The organism is Rhodococcus mengyinensis (genome assembly GCF_048381435.1).
In the GTDB taxonomy this organism is placed as follows: domain Bacteria; phylum Actinomycetota; class Actinomycetes; order Mycobacteriales; family Mycobacteriaceae; genus Rhodococcus_F; species Rhodococcus_F opacus_D.
Window position 1 is genome coordinate 12,626 of record NZ_JBLWIT010000153.1, and the last position, 16,591, is coordinate 29,216.

General features: G+C 67.0%; 13 protein-coding genes and 3 pseudogenes. 9 read left to right on the forward strand and 7 right to left on the reverse strand.

Annotated features, from left to right (window positions below; all coding sequences use genetic code 11):
- Positions 1 to 437 precede the first annotated feature (437 nt).
- Positions 438 to 1,109, reverse strand: a complete 672-nt coding sequence (locus ACNJ7E_RS40085; protein ID WP_418342449.1) for a V4R domain-containing protein — start codon at positions 1,107 to 1,109, stop codon at positions 438 to 440.
- Entirely contained in the window at positions 1,106 to 1,798 is a 693-nt protein-coding gene (locus ACNJ7E_RS40090; RefSeq protein ID WP_005253616.1) for a GntR family transcriptional regulator, read from the reverse strand. The genes ACNJ7E_RS40085 and ACNJ7E_RS40090 overlap by 4 nt, the downstream gene beginning before the upstream one ends.
- A gap of 470 nt (positions 1,799 to 2,268) precedes the next feature.
- Between ACNJ7E_RS40090 and ACNJ7E_RS40095 the strand changes: the two genes are divergently transcribed.
- Positions 2,269 to 2,529, forward strand: a complete 261-nt coding sequence (locus ACNJ7E_RS40095; RefSeq protein ID WP_005253614.1) for a rubredoxin — start codon at positions 2,269 to 2,271, stop codon at positions 2,527 to 2,529.
- Positions 2,526 to 4,337, forward strand: a complete 1,812-nt coding sequence (locus ACNJ7E_RS40100) for an FAD-binding protein (RefSeq protein ID WP_005253608.1) — start codon at positions 2,526 to 2,528, stop codon at positions 4,335 to 4,337. The genes ACNJ7E_RS40095 and ACNJ7E_RS40100 overlap by 4 nt, the downstream gene beginning before the upstream one ends.
- A 552-nt stretch (positions 4,338 to 4,889) precedes the next feature.
- Here the strand turns inward: ACNJ7E_RS40100 and dmpG (ACNJ7E_RS40105) are convergent.
- The 3 genes and pseudogenes from dmpG (ACNJ7E_RS40105) to ACNJ7E_RS40115 form a co-directional block, all read right to left on the reverse strand.
- A pseudogene (gene dmpG, locus ACNJ7E_RS40105) lies at positions 4,890 to 5,670 on the reverse strand (4-hydroxy-2-oxovalerate aldolase); the annotation flags it as partial.
- Between the two features lie 638 nt (positions 5,671 to 6,308).
- Positions 6,309 to 7,271: a 3-carboxyethylcatechol 2,3-dioxygenase gene (locus tag ACNJ7E_RS40110; protein WP_418342450.1), complete on the reverse strand. Its 963-nt coding sequence runs from the start codon at positions 7,269 to 7,271 to the stop codon at positions 6,309 to 6,311.
- Positions 7,272 to 7,325: 54 nt separating this feature from the next.
- A complete protein-coding gene (locus ACNJ7E_RS40115) occupies positions 7,326 to 7,838 on the reverse strand; it encodes a flavin reductase family protein (RefSeq protein WP_005253601.1) in 513 nt (170 codons plus the stop codon).
- Positions 7,839 to 8,309: 471 nt separating this feature from the next.
- Between ACNJ7E_RS40115 and ACNJ7E_RS40120 the strand changes: the two genes are divergently transcribed.
- The 7 genes and pseudogenes from ACNJ7E_RS40120 to ACNJ7E_RS40150 form a co-directional block, all read left to right on the forward strand.
- Positions 8,310 to 8,951: a GntR family transcriptional regulator gene (locus ACNJ7E_RS40120; protein WP_005253599.1), complete on the forward strand. Its 642-nt coding sequence runs from the start codon at positions 8,310 to 8,312 to the stop codon at positions 8,949 to 8,951.
- A gap of 622 nt (positions 8,952 to 9,573) precedes the next feature.
- Positions 9,574 to 10,437: an alpha/beta fold hydrolase gene (locus ACNJ7E_RS40125; RefSeq protein ID WP_418342451.1), complete on the forward strand. Its 864-nt coding sequence runs from the start codon at positions 9,574 to 9,576 to the stop codon at positions 10,435 to 10,437.
- On the forward strand, positions 10,434 to 11,930 hold the full coding sequence (locus tag ACNJ7E_RS40130; RefSeq protein WP_418342452.1) for a 4-hydroxyphenylacetate 3-hydroxylase family protein: 1,497 nt from the start codon (positions 10,434 to 10,436) through the stop codon (positions 11,928 to 11,930). Before ACNJ7E_RS40125 ends, ACNJ7E_RS40130 begins: the two co-directional genes overlap by 4 nt.
- Positions 11,927 to 12,691 carry an SDR family oxidoreductase gene (locus tag ACNJ7E_RS40135; RefSeq protein WP_007298143.1) on the forward strand — a complete coding sequence of 255 codons (765 nt, stop codon included), beginning with the start codon at positions 11,927 to 11,929 and terminating at the stop codon, positions 12,689 to 12,691. The genes ACNJ7E_RS40130 and ACNJ7E_RS40135 overlap by 4 nt, the downstream gene beginning before the upstream one ends.
- Before the next feature lie 10 nt (positions 12,692 to 12,701).
- Complete coding sequence (locus ACNJ7E_RS40140) at positions 12,702 to 13,181, forward strand: cupin domain-containing protein (RefSeq protein ID WP_418342453.1); 480 nt, start codon at positions 12,702 to 12,704, stop codon at positions 13,179 to 13,181.
- Between the two features lie 7 nt (positions 13,182 to 13,188).
- A complete protein-coding gene (locus ACNJ7E_RS40145) occupies positions 13,189 to 14,070 on the forward strand; it encodes a VOC family protein (RefSeq protein WP_418342454.1) in 882 nt (293 codons plus the stop codon).
- Between the two features lie 476 nt (positions 14,071 to 14,546).
- Positions 14,547 to 14,789, forward strand: a pseudogene (locus ACNJ7E_RS40150) (phosphoadenosine phosphosulfate reductase domain-containing protein); the annotation flags it as partial.
- A gap of 291 nt (positions 14,790 to 15,080) precedes the next feature.
- On the opposite strand, the gene dmpG (ACNJ7E_RS40155) reads toward ACNJ7E_RS40150, so the two are convergent.
- Both dmpG (ACNJ7E_RS40155) and ACNJ7E_RS40160 read right to left on the reverse strand, forming a co-directional pair.
- Positions 15,081 to 16,109 carry a 4-hydroxy-2-oxovalerate aldolase gene (gene dmpG, locus ACNJ7E_RS40155; RefSeq protein ID WP_007298147.1) on the reverse strand — a complete coding sequence of 343 codons (1,029 nt, stop codon included), beginning with the start codon at positions 16,107 to 16,109 and terminating at the stop codon, positions 15,081 to 15,083.
- A pseudogene (locus ACNJ7E_RS40160) lies at positions 16,106 to 16,591 on the reverse strand (acetaldehyde dehydrogenase (acetylating)); the annotation flags it as partial. The pseudogene ACNJ7E_RS40160 and the gene dmpG (ACNJ7E_RS40155), both read right to left, overlap by 4 nt.

The window sequence follows — 16,591 nt, forward strand, 5'->3', positions numbered from 1 at the left end:
GCCCTGCATCGAGCATCCGACGCCGCCGCGGAACAACAGATGAGGACCGTCCCGGTCGACGTGCGACCGGGACGCCGCCCTGGGCTTGGTCACATCATCAGCATTGGACATGCGCGGGTCGTGTACGGACGGCACTCCACCGATGATGCCGAGGGCGCGTTTCCTCGCCCTGCCGCAGCGAGATTGGGACCCGCTGCGGCCCTTGATCATTCCAACCTGAAGCGACGGGCGGGCTGTGCGGACCTCTCGTGGCGTAGCGCGTGCCCGTGCTCGTCGGCTGTCCACATCGTTCGTCTTTCCCTGGCGCGCGCCGCGGTTGGACGCTGCTGCGTCAGGGTGAAAGGGGTGTGGTCAGCGCAGTACTCAGGGCTCGCATGAACTGTGGCGCGCGCAAGGGGGGTCGCCGCTCGTCGGCCGGCGACCTTGCCGACGCGTCGTCAGGCGGACGCGGCGCGGGGCATACTGGCCGGCATCACTTTGTACTGCTTGGTCGGGCGGTGCAGGCGCGGATCGCGCATCCACAGCGACACACGATCGCGGTGGGCCATCGCGAAGCGGCAGTACGACACACCCTCTGCCCGACAGGCGATCTCTTGCACATCGATTGGGAGCCCTGTCGCCTCCGAGGCCCAGCCCGCGGCGTATCCCGCCTGGAGATGGCAGGCCCGGCCGCGGTGCCCGTCGTTCAGCACCTCCCGCGCACTGAACGAGTTGTCCGACTCCCACAGCACGAGGAAGTCCTCGTCGAGCTTGGGCTCCCATAGCAGCAGTTGCACGTCTCCGTAGCCCGCCCATGCGAAGTGAAACGGGCCGGTAAGCACGCGATACTGCGGTTCGGTCATGCCGATCTTGCGGTCCGCGAAGAACGCCGCCGCGTGGCTGAGCCCGATGAGACGACCGAACCGGTACATCACCGCGGGTGCCAGCTCGGCACCGAGGATCTCGACCAACTCGCGCGGCAGGTCGCTGGCCACGACGTGGGTCGGAACCAGGGCGTGTGGAACACCGGCGAGCGACACCTGGGCATGGCCGGGGTCGCGCGTGAAGCGCTCCTGGTACTCACACATGTCGTCGAGGGCACGAGCGATCAATGCCGACAGCTCGGTCATGGCTTCTCTCCTCCTCGCCGCGGGGCGGCGACACCCTCCAGGTAGGCGACGAAGCGGTCGCCGCACCGACGGGTGTGCTGCTCTGCGAGGGTCCGGGCACGCTTGGCGGTACGTCGCTCGAGCGCCTCGAAGATGGCCCGATGCTCGGTTCTGGATTCCGTCATCGACTCCCCCATCTGGTCGCCCGTGAACGGAAGCCGCGCAAGCTGATAGCGCAGCAGCGACCACACGCCCTCGACGGTCTGGATGAGCCGCGTCATGCCGCTACCCTCGATGATCTTCAGGTGGAACTCGTAGTTGAGGTCACCGTAGGCCACTTCGTCCCCATGATCAATGGCCGCTTCCATCCGCTCGAGCACGCCACCGAGCTCAGCGAGCTGCTTGGCGCTCATCGCTTTGGCGGCCACCTCGGCGGCAAGGCCCTCGAGCACGCCACGTATCGCGAACAGCTCGGTGACGGTCGTGGAACTCGGCCGAACAACGCGACACCCGACCTGGGGGATGATCTCCACGAGTCCCTCTGACTCCAGCCGCTTGAGGGCCTCGGACACCGGCGTGCGACTGATCTGCAGCTCCTCGGACAGCGCATAAGTCGAGAGCGTGTCGCCCGGCTGCCAGCGACCGCGGAGGATCTCCGCGGTGAGCTGCTCATACGCTTGACCGCTTCGATTGAGGCGCTGACTGACCATGGGATCCTAGGTGTGCGAAGTGATCGATTCACTCCAGTGTATTGCACCCGTGGACGCGTACCCGATCCGACTAGAATGTTACTACGCTAGCCGGGTACGGTTGATGCCACTGCGGTGTGGTGGAGCACCCGAACCCACGCCGACGGCTTGGCCGACACCATGAACGTCACACGCGCCGGAACATCAAGCTCTGCAACGCTTCTTCGATAGTCCACGCCGGGACAACCGAGCCGACGGTGCATGACGGAGTGGGATCTCGCCGAGGCCAGGCGGTCGAGGGCCTCCCGGGTGATCGACGTCCGCGAGCAAGCATCCGTGCGCCCGCCGGAGCGCCGCACGATGCCTGCCGAGTCCCACCCCGATCCGTGGACCAGCCGTGTCCACCGACGGGGAGGTCTGTGGCAAACCACCTTCCACTGTGTTCAATAGCGCGCTAGCATACTAGTATCAAACGCACCTGAGGAGGGTTCATGAAGATTCTGATCGCGACGGAAGAGACACAGGCGGACCCGGCAACCGAGCTGTGGGTCTGCGAGGTCTGTGAAGACGTGTACGACCCCCAGCTGGGTGACCCGGACGGTGGCATCCCCCCGGGAACTGCCTTCCAGGACATCCCCGACGACTGGGTCTGTCCGGTCTGCGGGGCGCGCAAGAAGGAATTCCGGAAGCTCAGGCCGGGCGAGGAATACCAGGATGTGAGCGAAGACCTCGTGACGGGAGAGCTGGGATGAACGCTTCCGGCAGCGGCCGCGTCCTCGTCTGCCTCAAGCAGGTACCCGCCCCGGGGGCGGTCGCCTTCGACGAACGCACCAAGCGCATTCGCCGCGATTCCGACGCCGCGATCACCAACCCCGCCGATCTGTGTGCTCTCGCGCACGCGCTGTCGCTTCGCGACGCGCTCGGCTGGGAGGTGGCCGTCGTCACCATGGGGCCGCCCGCCGCCCAGGCCACCCTCGTCGACGCACTACGCCGAGGCGCCGACCGCGCCGTCCATCTTCTCGACCGGCGTTTCGCTGGCGCCGACACGCTGGCGACGGCGCGCGCGATCACCCGGCTCGTCGAACGTGAAGCGCCGGACCTCGTCCTCACCGGCCGCTGGACGCTTGACGGCGCCACCGCACAGGTCGGGCCGCAGGTCGCCGAACTGGCCGGGCTGCCGCAACTCACGCAAGTCGTGGCGCTGCACACCGGCGACGACGGTCGCATCCGGGCCGAGGTGGAAACCGACGTCGGCACGGAGGACTGGGCCATCGAGCTGCCGGCGTTGGTGTCGGTCGGACGTGGAATCGAGCCGCCCTGGGTCGTCGACGCCGCCGACGCCGCGGCCATCGAGACGGTCACCGCCGATGATCTCGGAGGAGGGCCCCGCGACTTCGGGACCCGCGGCTCGCCGACCTTCGTCGTCGAGATCCGTCCCGGCCGCAGCATGCGCTCCACGGAGCACGGCGCCGACGCCCCCGCCGCCGCCAGCATGCTGGCCGCCGCGTTCGCGGCGGCCCGCGAGGACCTCCGGCCCGCGACCTACGCTGCCGGTCCGGCATCCCCGGCGCGGGAGATCTGGGCGGTCGCCGAGCCGCTGCCGGGTGGCGGGCTGCACCCCACCAGCCTCGAGGCCCTCGCCTGCGCCCGCTCGATCGCTGCCGAGCTGCACTCCACGACCGTTGCCGTCCTCCCCGGTGCGCACAGCAGCGACGCGCCGCGCGTCCTGCACGCGCACGGGGCGGACCGGGTGATCGTGCTCGGTGACGCCGGGCTCGAGGAGTACGCCACGGAGCCGTTCACGAGCGCCCTCAGTGCGGCGATCACCGCCGGTTCGCCGTTCGCGGTGATCGCCCCGTTCAGCGCCCGGGGCCGCGACTACGCGCCGCGCGTCGCGGCCCGGTTGGGCCTCGGGCTCACCGGGGATTTCGTCGCGCTCGAGGTACGCGGCGCAGACAGCGACGACCCGGACCTGCTCTGGCTCAAGCCGGCGCTCGCGGGGAACGTGCTCGCGCCTGTCATCGCGCACACCACCCCATCGATGGGCACACTGCGCCCCGGGTCCTTCCCGGTCGCCGCCGTCCGAGACGAGGGCGATCCGCAGGTCGACGTCCTCGAGCCGGCCGCCCAGGTCGCCGACGACCGGTGCACGCCGATCGAGCGGCGCGTCGAGAATCCCGACGCTCCCCATCTGACAGCGGCGCGGGTGGTCATCGGCCTGGGCCCCGGGCTCGATGCGGCGACGCGCCGGGCGGCCGAACGGTTGGCTCAGGCGACTGGCGGCGCGGTGGCGGCCACCCCAGCGGCGGTGGCCGCGGGCGACGCACCGCGGCAGATCGAGATCGGGCCACTCGCCCGCACGATCGCCCCCTCGATCTATCTGGGCCTGGGGAGACACGACCCCGGGACCCTCCGTGCGGTGACTGGAGCAGGGCAGATCGTCGTGGTAGACCCCGACGCCCAGCTCGACGAACTGTCCGGCCTCGCCGACGCAGTCGTCACCGCGGATATCGAACCGGTACTTGGTGATCTGTTGGAGCTTGTCGCGGCGGTGCACTAATCCCTCCTCCGGAACTGGCTCACCGTCCCGGTCGGCGCCGGTGAACGGATCGGGCAGCATCGCCAGCCACTTGCGCAGCAGCGCATCGATCCGTGCCCCGGTGAGCCGGTCGCAGATCGCCTGCAGCACGGCCGGATCGTCGACCGCGGCGAACCCGTTGTCGAGTGCCAGTGCGGTGAACCCGAGCCCTGCCCCCGCGGCCTGACGCTGGGCCCAGTGGCGGCCGTTGATACAGAGTTTGGCGTTGCAGGAAAAGGACGAGCAGAACTCGAGGAAGAACGGACCGAAGTCGGCGGCGACGCAGTAGAAGTAGTAGTGGTTGACCATGCCAGTGGACCTGACGCTCCACGGATAGCTCCGACCGTCGGCGTCGCGGCTTTTCTCGGTGATGGTGGGCTCCGGTGGGTCGGGCGGCCAGTAGGCCCACCAACCGCTACGACGATCCATGCACCCGATCGACGTCGTCGACCAGGGTCACCACCCCGACCCGCCGGTGCCCCTGAGCGCAGCCGCCACCACACGACTCGTCGGGCGGGCGAAGCCCCGTAAGATCTAGGCCGAGAGGTCGGGTGCGATGTCGACGATCATGTCTTCTTCACCGCCGACGAGTCCGCGCCGCCCGACCTCGACGAGGATTTCGCGGGTGTCGAGTACGTAGGTGGTGGCCGCACGCTCCGCGTGCCGGAGGAAGCTGGAGTAAACGCGAGTAGCCCAAAGTGAGTGTCTCCCTGTCCACTTGCACCGGACGGTCCTGCAGCGGCCGGACGATGTCGTCAGCCGTGTCCTGCAACTTGAACAGATCACCGGTGTGCTTCCATCCGGTCAGGTCTGCGAGGGCGATGAACGCTTCGATGGGGGTGTTGCCCGCTTCGAACTCCTTGCCCGGCCAGGGATGCGTCGACCCTGGCAGCTCCTTCCTCGACCGCAACCCCGGAGTTGGCGGCCACGGACAGTGACAGATTCTGGTGTGCGTGGATTCCGATCTCCGTCGCGGGATCGAGGACCTCTCGGTAAGCGCGCATCCGCGCTCGTATGTCGTTCATGGTCAGACGGCCACCCGAGTCGGTGATGTACACGCAGTGCACGCCGTAGGCTTCCATCAGTTTGGCTTGCTCGGCGAGGTGCGTCGGTGACGCCATGTGCTCATCATCAGAAACCCGGAAACGTCCATGCCCAATTCTCGTGCCGCGCTGATGTGCTGCGCGGAGACGTCCGCCTCGGTGGCGTGTCTGGCGACGCGGACCGATCTCACGCCGAGTGAATGCACGAGCTTCAGCTCGTCGATTGTTCCGATACCGGGCAGCAACAGTGTGGTCAGCCGCGCCGTCGTGAGAGCTTATTCCCGTGGCGAGTCTTTCTGCGTTCGCGATGTGCGCTACAGCCGAGGTGACGTCGAAGACGATGTCGATGTCTTCGAAGCCGGGCATGCCGATGAGACCGTCGACACCGGTAGCGGTAGTGGGCACTCCGAGACGGGTAGCCCGGGCCAGTCCGTCGGATCCGGCCCACGGCGGCTGCAGCATCCTCGATGGTGAGGCCCGGGCCCGCAAGATCCTCCTGGAGGATGCTGGAGGATGAATGCCTCCTCGGGTTCCACACGTGGGGTGATGAATCGGTCCGCAGGAACGCACCGATCGGACTCGAAGATCATCTCGTCGAGCAGGAATCCGAAGTCCGGCTGGTCGACCCCGAGCTGACGCTGCATCACCTGCGAGGTCAGCCCCACTTTGTGCCCGCGCAGCACGCTGCCCGAGCCGAGCAGGTGAGCGCGCAAGCTGGTCTGGATCCAGGTAGGCCCCGTCGATGGTCAGCCCGGACAGCGTTCGGAGAGCGGGGAGATCGGGATACGCCTGCTTGCGGCAGCGAGGAGATCGCGGCGAGAGCGCCGAGGTCGGCCGGCTGCGCCTGGTCGATGGTGTTCCGGCGTGTCGGCGTCATTCATGCGCGCACCGTTCCGGCAGTGACCGCTGTCTACGTGAGGCCGGCGGTCGTGTGAACGGGTACGGCCGTGGTCACGGCGAACCCGGCGATGTACTCGGGAATGGGCCGGTAGTACTCGGAGGTCACCGTGTACTGGCCGGCGGCCGCTTTCAGGGCGTTGTGGGCCGCGACCCAGGTGCGCACTTCGTGGGCGGAGTTGCCTGCCGTGGCGGCCATCTCCTTGGCGGTCCACGCATCGAGCCGTTCCAGCTCCCCGGAGGCCAGGATGTCAAGAAGTTGCCGGTCCCACTCCGGGGCGAGGTCCATGATGCCGGCCTCACCCCTGGTGAAGGCCTTGGCGGTGTCGATAACCCGCTGCTGGCGGACCGCTCGCGCCGCGGCGGTGGGGTGGTTGCCACCCAGCAACATCTTCCGTTGTTCCCCGGTCGCTGCCTCGAGCCGCGGTACCGGCGGGTCGTGGGACAGACCACCGGACCCGAGGAGCAGAACGTTCCCGTCGAAATTCTTCAGGAATGTGCCCACGGCCTCGCCGAGCAGGCGGATTCGCTTCATCGGCGCGAACGGTGCCGCCACGGAATTGACGAAGATCGGGATCACCGGCTTCGTCGCGATGCCCCCGAGCAGGATTTCCAAGGGCTGGACCGCACCGTGGTCGACTTCCATCGCCAGGGAGACTGCAATGTCCACGCCCTGGTCCAGCACCGACTGCGCCATCTGCTCGGCAAGCGCCGAGGGCACGTCGAGCCGGCCGGCGGAGCTGCCGAAGTCCCCCACGCCCGAAGCCTCGAAGCCGATGCAAAATGACGGCATGAGCTTGTAGAAGAACCCGTTGTAGTGATCGGGGGCGAAGGAAACGACGAGGTCGGGGTCGTAGTCTTCGATGAACTGCCGGGCCTGCCCGAAGGCCCTGTCCACCTCTGTGCGGACCTCGGGCGGGGGGTCGTTGAACTCCAGCAGCGGACTGTGTGACGTGCAGACCAGCGCGAGCGTCATTATCGGTTCCCTTCGGTGAACAATATGGTCTTCGCCTCAGCGGCGGGCCAGCACTCAGCCGGCAAGGGTGAGCGGGCCGGTCGGTTCGAGGCAGAAGCCGGACCAGGCGTCGGAGTATTCGGTGTCGTGCGCTGCGCGCAGTAGGTGCCGGTAGCCGCCGGAGTAGAAAACGAGTGGGTCGCCCGGGGCGTCGTCCAAATGGTGGACCTTCCCGATGAAGAGGGTGTGGTCCCCGGCGCGGTGGGCGTCGACCACCTCGACACTGATGCGAGCCAGGGCGCCCCGTACCAGGGGGGCACCGGCGATCTCGTCGAAGCTGAAATCCGGAAGGAGGTCGGGGCGCCCGCTGAAGTGCCGGCTAACGGTTTCCTGGTCGGCACCGAGAAAACTCACGCCGTAGCGGCCGCTGGCGAGCAGCATCTCGTGCATCTTCGCCTTGGTAGCAATGGACACCATCGCCAGAGCCGGGTCCAAAGACACCGACATGAATCCGTTGGCGGTCATGGCGTGGATGCCATCGGCGTGTTTGGTACCGATGATCGTCACTCCGGTGGTAAAGCGCCCCATGACATTACGGAAACGCCGGGGTTCCACAGGGGGCGCCGCATCCGGGCCGGTAGTAGTAGTAGTAGTAGTAGTAGTAGTAGTCGACGTCGACGTCGATGTGCTCATTGCTCCACCTCTCGAACTGAGATCTTAGTATGTCAGCTTAGGGGTGTGTGATCGACCTGACAAGCCTCTCCGTCAAAGGCGACCGGAAGCTGTTCCGGTCCACCGGCGATCTACGTCGTCGTCGACCGCCGGTAAGGCAGCCCCACGGTCGGCCGCATTCACCTAGCCCAGAGGGCGTTTGATGGATCCTCTGGGCGCCATCTGTTCCGTCGCCGCGTTCGGTTGGACCGCATCATCGAGCGCCTCGAGTACGATCGTGTGAGCCGTATTCTCGAGCGAGATATGGTATTGAAATACTAGAATCTGACAGGGTCAACCCTCATCGGTTTGGTCCCGTGCAGTGATCGTCGAGAGGCTGGATGTTCCATGACCATGACCATGACCGCGTCGGGGAGCAAGACGGACCAGATCTACGACGCCCTCCGCACCCGGCTGATGCAAGGGCATTACCAGTTCGGGGAGGTCCTGAGCACCTACGAACTCGCTCAGGAGTTCGGCGTGAGCCGCCGGCCGGTCATGGACGCTGCGATGCGGCTGGCGTCCGAGGGATTCATTTCCATCATCCCCCAGGTGGGGTGCCGGGTGATCATCCCCGACGAAGACAGGGTCCGTGAGCATTTCGCCCTGGCCGGAATCCTCGAAGGTGCGGGCGCCAAGCTGGCAGCCCTCAACGCCACCGAGGTGCAACTGGCCGACATCGATGCTGCACTTGGCCGCTGCGCCGGCCCAGCCGAGGCGGACGATGCGGCGGCCTTCGCGGCCGCGAACCGCGACTTCCACTCCGCCGTGCTGGCAGCCAGCGGCAACCAGCGACTGACCGAGCTCGCCAAACACGCCTGGGATCTGAGCGATTTTTACATCCAGAAGAACCGAGTCAGCACGGACCTGCGCAGATCTCAGAGTGAACACTCCGACATTGCAGGGGCGATCTCGCGCCGGGAACCAGGGCTTGCGCGAGAGCTCATGGAAGGGCATCTCTCGCGATTCTGGATGGGCGTTCACATCTAGCCACTCGCCGGTCACGTCCACGGCAGGCGAGGCAGCGGGTCACCCTCGACAGGGTGTAAGCCCGCGGCCCAGCCGTAGCCGGGCGGCGAAGCGCCATCAGGCTCCGGAGTGCCGGAGAAAGACCGACCCGAGCGGCGTCCCCGCCCCGTGAGTTGAATCCGGCCGAATGGCGCGTGCCCGTCAGGGCGAACACGGGGAGGTCGACGGCGATGATCTCTGAGGCGACCGCCGAGATCGTTCCGAGAGCAGAACGCGAGTAGCGCGCACACTCCGCTGTGCGGGCCGGGGAAGCACGGCTTACCCCGTGCGCCGCATCCGCCCGCGGACACCGAGCCCGGGCAGGGCGCGGAGCCGCTCCGCTGTCTGCACCGGCGCAAGCATGTGTGGGGCATCGCTGTGTCGGTCACCGCATCCGCCTGGCGGCCCCACGCGACACCGCGGCGGAAAAACAGCATCTTGTCATTGAGATCTTAGTATGCCAGCATGTTACGTGTGATCGCAGTCACTGGTCGGATATCAGTCAGGTACCGGGGATAGGCATCCGGCCGGCGAAATGTATCGGGGCGGCATGACTGCCGCCGAGCCGAACCAGCCGGGCCTGGTTGCAACAGGAAGGATTGCCGTGGAAGAGCATGTGAGCATCTGGGGAGACCTCGCGGGTGTCGACCTGGTTCAACGAACGGTCGATGTCGACGGAGTCGCGACGCGGGTCGTGGAGGCCGGGAGCGGACCGAGCCTGATCCTGGTGCACGGGACGGGCGGGCACCTGGAGGCGTACGCGCGCAACGTGCGGGATCTGGCCAAGGATTTCCATCTGGTCCTGTACGACATGCCCGGGCACGGTTACTCGGACAAGCCCGACCGGCCGTACACCATCGACTATCTCAGCGATCATCTCGTGGCGTTGATGGACGCGCTGTCCATCGACCGGGCCGACCTCTCGGGCGAGTCCCTTGGCGGCTGGGTCGCGGCCTGGACGGCCGCGCACCACCCCACTCGCGTCCGCGGGATGGTCCTCAACACACCCGGGAACATCACCAACAAGCCCGAGGTGATGGCCGGCCTGAAGGAATCGAGCATGAAGGCGGTTCGTGAGGCCAGCCCGCAGACCGTGCGAGCCAGGGTCGAGTGGCTCTTCCACGACACGTCCCTGGTCACCGACGAACTCGTGGGCCTGCGGCTGCGGATCTATTCCCAGTCCGGCTTCGAGACGGCGATGGCCAACATCCTTGCGGTGCAGGACTGGGAGTACCGGCGCCCCTTCGTGTGGTCACCGGCATGGTGTGACCGCATCCTCGCCCCGACCTTGCTGCTGTGGACCGACCACGACCCGACCGCCGCCGTCGAAGAGGCCTCCCTGCTCGAAACACTCATCTCGGGAAGTCGCCTGGAAGTCATCGAGGGGGCCGGGCATTGGCCGCAGTGGGAGAAACCGGACGAGTTCAACGAGGCACACATTCGATTCTTGAAAGGAAAGTCATTATGACCGCACGAAACGGCGCAGCGTACCTCGAGAGGTTGCGCACGCACAGTCCCGAGTTGTGGGTGGGATCGGAGAAGATCGTCGATGTCGTCGGGCACCCGGCCACCTCGGGTGCCGCCGCCGAGATCGCCCGACTGTACGACCTCCAGTGCGAGGACGGCAACGAGGACATGCTCTTCGAACCCGCCGACGGCGACGGCCCGGTCGGAGTGCAGTTCCTCGAGCCGCGCTCCCGCGAGGACCTCGAGCAACGACACGCCATGCACAAGAAGTGGGCGGATTCCACCCTGGGCATGATGGGCCGCACCACGGATTTCGTGAGCGCCATGCTGGTGGCCTGGAACGCCAATGCCGACTTCTTCGGCGACAACGCCGACAAGGTACGCGACTACTTCCGGCACGTGCGGGACAACGACCTGTTCCTGTCCCACGCGATCGCGGACCCGCCCGTGGACCGGTCCAAGCCCGCGTCACAGCAGCCCGACCCCTACACCTATCTCGGGGTCAGGGAGCAGACCGCGGAGGGCCTGATCGTCAGCGGCGCAAAGATGCTGGCGACGGCCGCACCCTACTCCGACGAGATCCTCGTCTGGCCGTTCTCGCTGCGCAAGTTCGCCCCGGAGGAGAAGCCCTACGCCATCGCCTTCGCCATCCCGACCGACGCACCCGGCGTGCGGCTGATCTGCCGGGAGCCGTTCGGCGGCGGGAACGCGTTCGACCAGCCGCTGTCGAGCCGGTTCGACGAGATGGACGCGGTGGTCGTCTTCGACGACGTGCTCGTGCCCTGGGACCGGGTCTTCATCAACCAGGACTACGAGCGGGTCAACCGGATCTGGGAGATCAACTCCAACGCTTTCACCGGAGCCCAGACCTCGGTCCGCCTGATGACGAAGCTGCAGTTCGTCGCCGGGCTGGCGAAGCGGGCCACCGAGGTCGTCAAGACAGATCAGTTCCCGCAGGTCCGGGACGCCCTCGGGGAGATCAGCACCTACATCGAACTGACAAGGGCCGCGATCCTCGCATCCGAGGCCGGCGCCACGCCCAACCAGGACGGCGTCCTCTTCCCCGACCTCCGGCCGCTGTACGCCATCCGCAACTCCGGAAACCGGTGGTATCCACGGGTGCGCGAGATCCTCCAACAGATCCTCGCCGGCGGACTGCTCTATCAGCCGGCCGACGTCAGTGCGTTCGACTCCCCCATCGCGTCGGACCTGGCCAAGTTCTACCGCGGCCCCGACAACAGCAGCGTCGAACGCATTTCCGTCTTCAAGGTGGCAGCGGATCTGGCGGTCTCCGCTTTCGGCGGGCGCCATGAACTCTATGAACGCTTCTACGCCGGCGATCCGATGTTCCTGCGCATCAACACCCAGTTCAACCAGTATGACTGGACGGAACCGCTGGGACTGATCGACGGCCTGCTGGCCACCTCGGCCGAACACGCACGGACCGCCGGCTCCGCAGAGCCGGACCGCACCGAGGGGGGCGCCGCGGCATGACCGTCACGGGCAAGCGGGCGCTGGTGACCGCCGGGTCGAGCGGGATCGGTGCCGCCGTCGCGGCATCGCTGCGGGCGGGCGGCGCGGAAGTCTTCATCACCGGAACCCGACCGCACACGGCCGACGTCGCCCGGGACCTCGGGGCGGCGGGCTGGGCGATCGCGGACTTCACCATGCCCGGCGCCGCCACCGGCGCGGTCCGGTCTGCCCTCGACACTCTCGGCGGTGTGGACATCCTCGTCTCCAATACCGGCGGCTCGCGGGCCGCTCCGGCCACCGAACTCGCACAAGCGGACTGGGAGTCGGCCTACCGGTTGATCCTCGACAGTGCCATCTCGCTGACCAACGCGGTCCTGCCGGGCATGTTGGCCTCGGAGTGGGGTCGGCTGATCTACCTCACCTCGGTTGGTGTGGTGCGGCCACTGCCCCGCCTGCACACGTCCAACGTGATGCGTGCCGGCGTGGCGGCGCTGGCTCGGTCCCTCGCGGGTGAGGTTGCGCCGAACGGGATCACTACCCACGTCATCGCCCCGGCGCACGTCGATACCGCGCGGCGGAGGGCGTTGGTGGCGGCGGCCGCCACGTCGGCGGGTACCTCAGTGGAGGAAACGGAGCGGCGGCAGCTCGCCGCCGAGCTCCCCGTCGGCCGCTGGGGGCGTCCGGAGGAGGTCGGTGAGCTCGTGGCCTATCTCTGCTCGGAGCGCGCCAGCTTCCAGACCGGGTCGACGCACGTCGTCGATGGCGGAATGACCTCGATCTAAGGCGGAAAGAATGACGAATTTCGACGTGTGGATGGAAAAGCTGCACGACATGAAGGATTTCGACCCGGAGCGTTCGCTGCCGGACGGCCTGGTCACCGGCCCGGACAGCGCGCGCTGGCTCGAGGAGGAGATCACCGGCAACCCCTGCCGGGTCGGGGTACTCGCGGACGTGCCGGCGAAGTCCATGGAGCTCTACCTCCAGGAGATTCCGGCCGGAACCGCGACCGACCTTCAGCGGCACTTGCACGAATCCGTGCACTGCGTCGTTGACGGCAGCGGCTACTCCGAGATCGGCGGGAAGACCCTGCGCTGGACGGCAGGGGACTTCGTCTACACCCCGCCCTGGGTCTGGCACCGGCACTACAACGACGGCACGACGAACGTCCGAATGATCCTCGTAGAGAACTCGCGGATGCTCGACAGCCTCGGCATCAACCGGCGGGAGAGCGCCGGAAACATCCCCTACCACGACAACATCGACAGGAGTTGATCCAATCATGGGAATCTCACAGGTGTCCCACGCCGAACTCGCCGTAGGCGACCTCGAAGTAGCTGTCGGCCTTCACGTCGACGTGCTCGGTATGAAGGAACTCGGCCGGTCCGACGGTTCCGTCCGCCTCACCGCGGGCGTCGACGAAAGGTGCGACCTGGTACTGACCTCGGGTGGCACCGGCGTTCGCCGGTTCGCGCTGAGGGTGGACTCGCGCGACGATCTCGAGTACTACGGCAAACGCCTCGCCAACGCCGGCGTCGAACACAGCACCCGCAGCGACGAGGATCCCGGCGTGAGCCAGTCCTTGCAGTTCCAGACGCCGACCGGCCACGTGATGGAGCTGTCACTGCTCACCGACGCTGAGGGGCCGCAGTACATTCATCCGGCGCGAGCCGCCCATCGCGGCGGGATCCGGGCACTGGACTTCGACCACATCACGCTCCAGGCGCAGGACCCGAAACCGTTGGTCGAGTTCATGGTCGAGATCCTGGACTTTCAGATCTCCGACATCTTCGCTCCCGCACCCGGCGTGATGGGTGCTGCCTGGCTCCGTGCCAGCGACCTGCACCACGACGTGGCGATCATCTCCACACCCGAGCCCGGAAAGTCGCTGCACCACTACGCCCTGGGAATGGAGTCCTTCGACCACCTCAAGGTGGCCGCTGACGAACTCGCACGACACGGTGTGCCGATCGAGACCGGACCCGGCCGTCACGGTGTGGGCGCCAACCTCTACACATATTTCTGGGTCGCGGGAAACCGTTACGAACTGTCCGCCGAAATGCCCCGGGTGCGCCCCGGTGCACCCGGAATGTGGGACAACTTCCCGAAGGCGTTCAGCCCCTGGGGCCTGACCCCACCCGAATCGTTCGGACACGCCTCCTAGGCCCAGGGAACCGGTGCCGCCGTTGACCTTCCCTGTCAGCGGCGGCACCGGCACCAATGCCTTATACAGGTCAATCAATACATCAATGGGCGGATCCCGATCCGCCCATTCCACGGTGAGGAGACCTGCGAGCTGGCGGACTTCTCGATCCAAGGATTATTTACCGCGGTAAACCACTACTAACGATATCCGACCGACGTGCTGGATCGCGTCAAACAACTATTCACGGTGCACGCGTCCGGCCATGATGGCCCGTAAATCTCCAGCCGGTCGACCATCTGGGCCCACTGATCGGGGCGACGATGCCACCGTCAGGCTGCAATAGATTTCCCTACTCGCTCATGTGGTGGTGCCAGCGCACAAAGCGCTGCCGCCTGTAGGTCACCGACCACGGAGCGAATCAGTTCTGCGATCTCGAACGAAGTACGGTCCACCTCTCAACAGTGAACGCACCTGACCCCGGCCTGGACCTGGCGATGCTCCGCGGCCTGCGGGCACCGTCGGCGAAGGCCGGCCCGGGCGCCGTCGCAGACATCCTGACCCGGATCGAGGCGCACCTCGCACGGCACGACGGCTACGTCGCGTTCTCCGGTGGCAAGGACTCCCTGATCGTCCTCGCCCTCGCCCGCCGCGTCGAACCGGATGTGCCGGTGGTGTTCTTCGACTCCGACCTCGACTACCCCGAAACCTACGACTACCTCACCGAACTCGCCCGCACCAGGAAGCGCGTCTGAATAGTTGGTTCGGTGAGGTCGAGGGACTGCAGACCAGTCTCAACGCCGCGGCCGCGCAGCTCACGGCGGTTGACCGATCCGCCTTCCCAACGGCTGAACTGGGCATTCCAATCCTCGGCGGAAAGGAGTGAAGAGTCCGGCCGCGAGGAAATGATGGGGTCCACGCCGATCATGTGGGTGACCGCCATGCGACCTCGCTATGCCACGGTGCCGCCCGGCCGAGGTATGGGTGCCAAGTGCACCGAACACAGCGGACGCGGTCGGCCCGGGGATCACTCAGCTCGCCGCACTATCCGAGTTCGTGGCGAGGAGGTCGAGTGTGATGTCGACGATGAGGTCCTCCTGTCCGCCGACGAGGCCGCGGCGGCCGACCTCGAGGAGGATGGTGCGCACGTCGATGCCGTACCGCTGGGATGCGGCTTCGGCGTGCCGGAGGAAGGACGAGTACACGCCGGCGTAGCCGAGGGTGAGGGTTTCCCGGTCGACGCGCACGGGCCGGTCCTGGAGCGGCCGGACGAGGTCGTCGGCGGCATCCTGGAGGGCGAACAGGTCGCTGTTGTGCTTCCAGCCCTGCAGGTCGGCGACCGCGATGAACGGTTCGATCGGGCAGTTGCCGGCGCCGGCGCCGTGCCCGGCCAGCGAGGCGTCGACCCGGGTGACGCCCTCCTCCACGGCAACAACGGAATTGGCGACCGACAGCGACAGGTTCTCGTGGGCGTGGATGCCGATCTCGGTGTTCGCGTCGAGCACGTCCCGGTAGGCGCGGACCCGGTCGCGGACGCCGTCCATGGTCAACCGGCCGCCTGAGTCGGTGACGTAGACGCAGTGCGCGCCGTAGGACTCCATGAGCTTGGCCTGGGCGGCGAGCTCGGGTGCGGTGGTCATGTGGCTCATCATGAGGAAGCCGGAGACGTCCATGCCGAGTTCCCGGGCTTTGCCGATGTGCTGGGCGGCGACGTCGGCTTCGGTGCAGTGGGTCGCGATCCGGATCGACCGCACGCCCAGTTGGTAGGCGTGTTCGAGTTCGGCGATGGTGCCGATGCCGGGCAGCAGCAGGGTGGTCAGCCGGGCGTGGGTGAGGTTGGCGGCGGCTGCTTCGATCCATTCCCAGTCGGTGTTGGAGCCGGGACCGTAGTTCAGCGATCCGCCGGCGAGTCCGTCGCCGTGAGCGACCTCGATGCCGTCGACACCGGCGGCGTCGAGCGCGGCCACGATGCGGCCGACGTCGTCGGGGGTGATGCGGTGGCGGACGGCGTGCATGCCGTCGCGGAGGGTGACGTCTTGGATGAACAGCCTGGTGGTCATCGGGTGGCTCCCTGGGTTGCCGTCGGCGCGGCGATCGTGTCGGCGACAGACTCGGCGTAGCGCACTGCGGCCGAGGTCATGATGTCGAGGTTTCCGGCGTAGGCCGGAAGGTAGTGGGCGGCGCCTTCGACTTCGAGGAACACCGTCACCTGGTGGGTGGGGGCCGCCGTGTCCCCGGAGGCGAGCAGGGTGTGGACGGGTTGGCCGTCCGGGACGGGGGTGATCTGGACCTGCTGCTTGAGTCGGTAGCCGGGCACGTACGTCGCGACATGGTCGACCATGGTCTGGATCGAGTCGCGCACCTTGTCGTGGGTGGCCGGGTCGGGGGCCGAGATCAGGCACAGGACGGTATCGCGCATGATCAGCGGCGGGTCGGCCGGGTTGAGGATGATGATGGCCTTGCCGCGGCGGGCGCCGCCGACGGTTTCGATGGCGTGGGAGGTGGTTTCGGTGAACTCGTCGATGTTCGCGCGGGTGCCCGG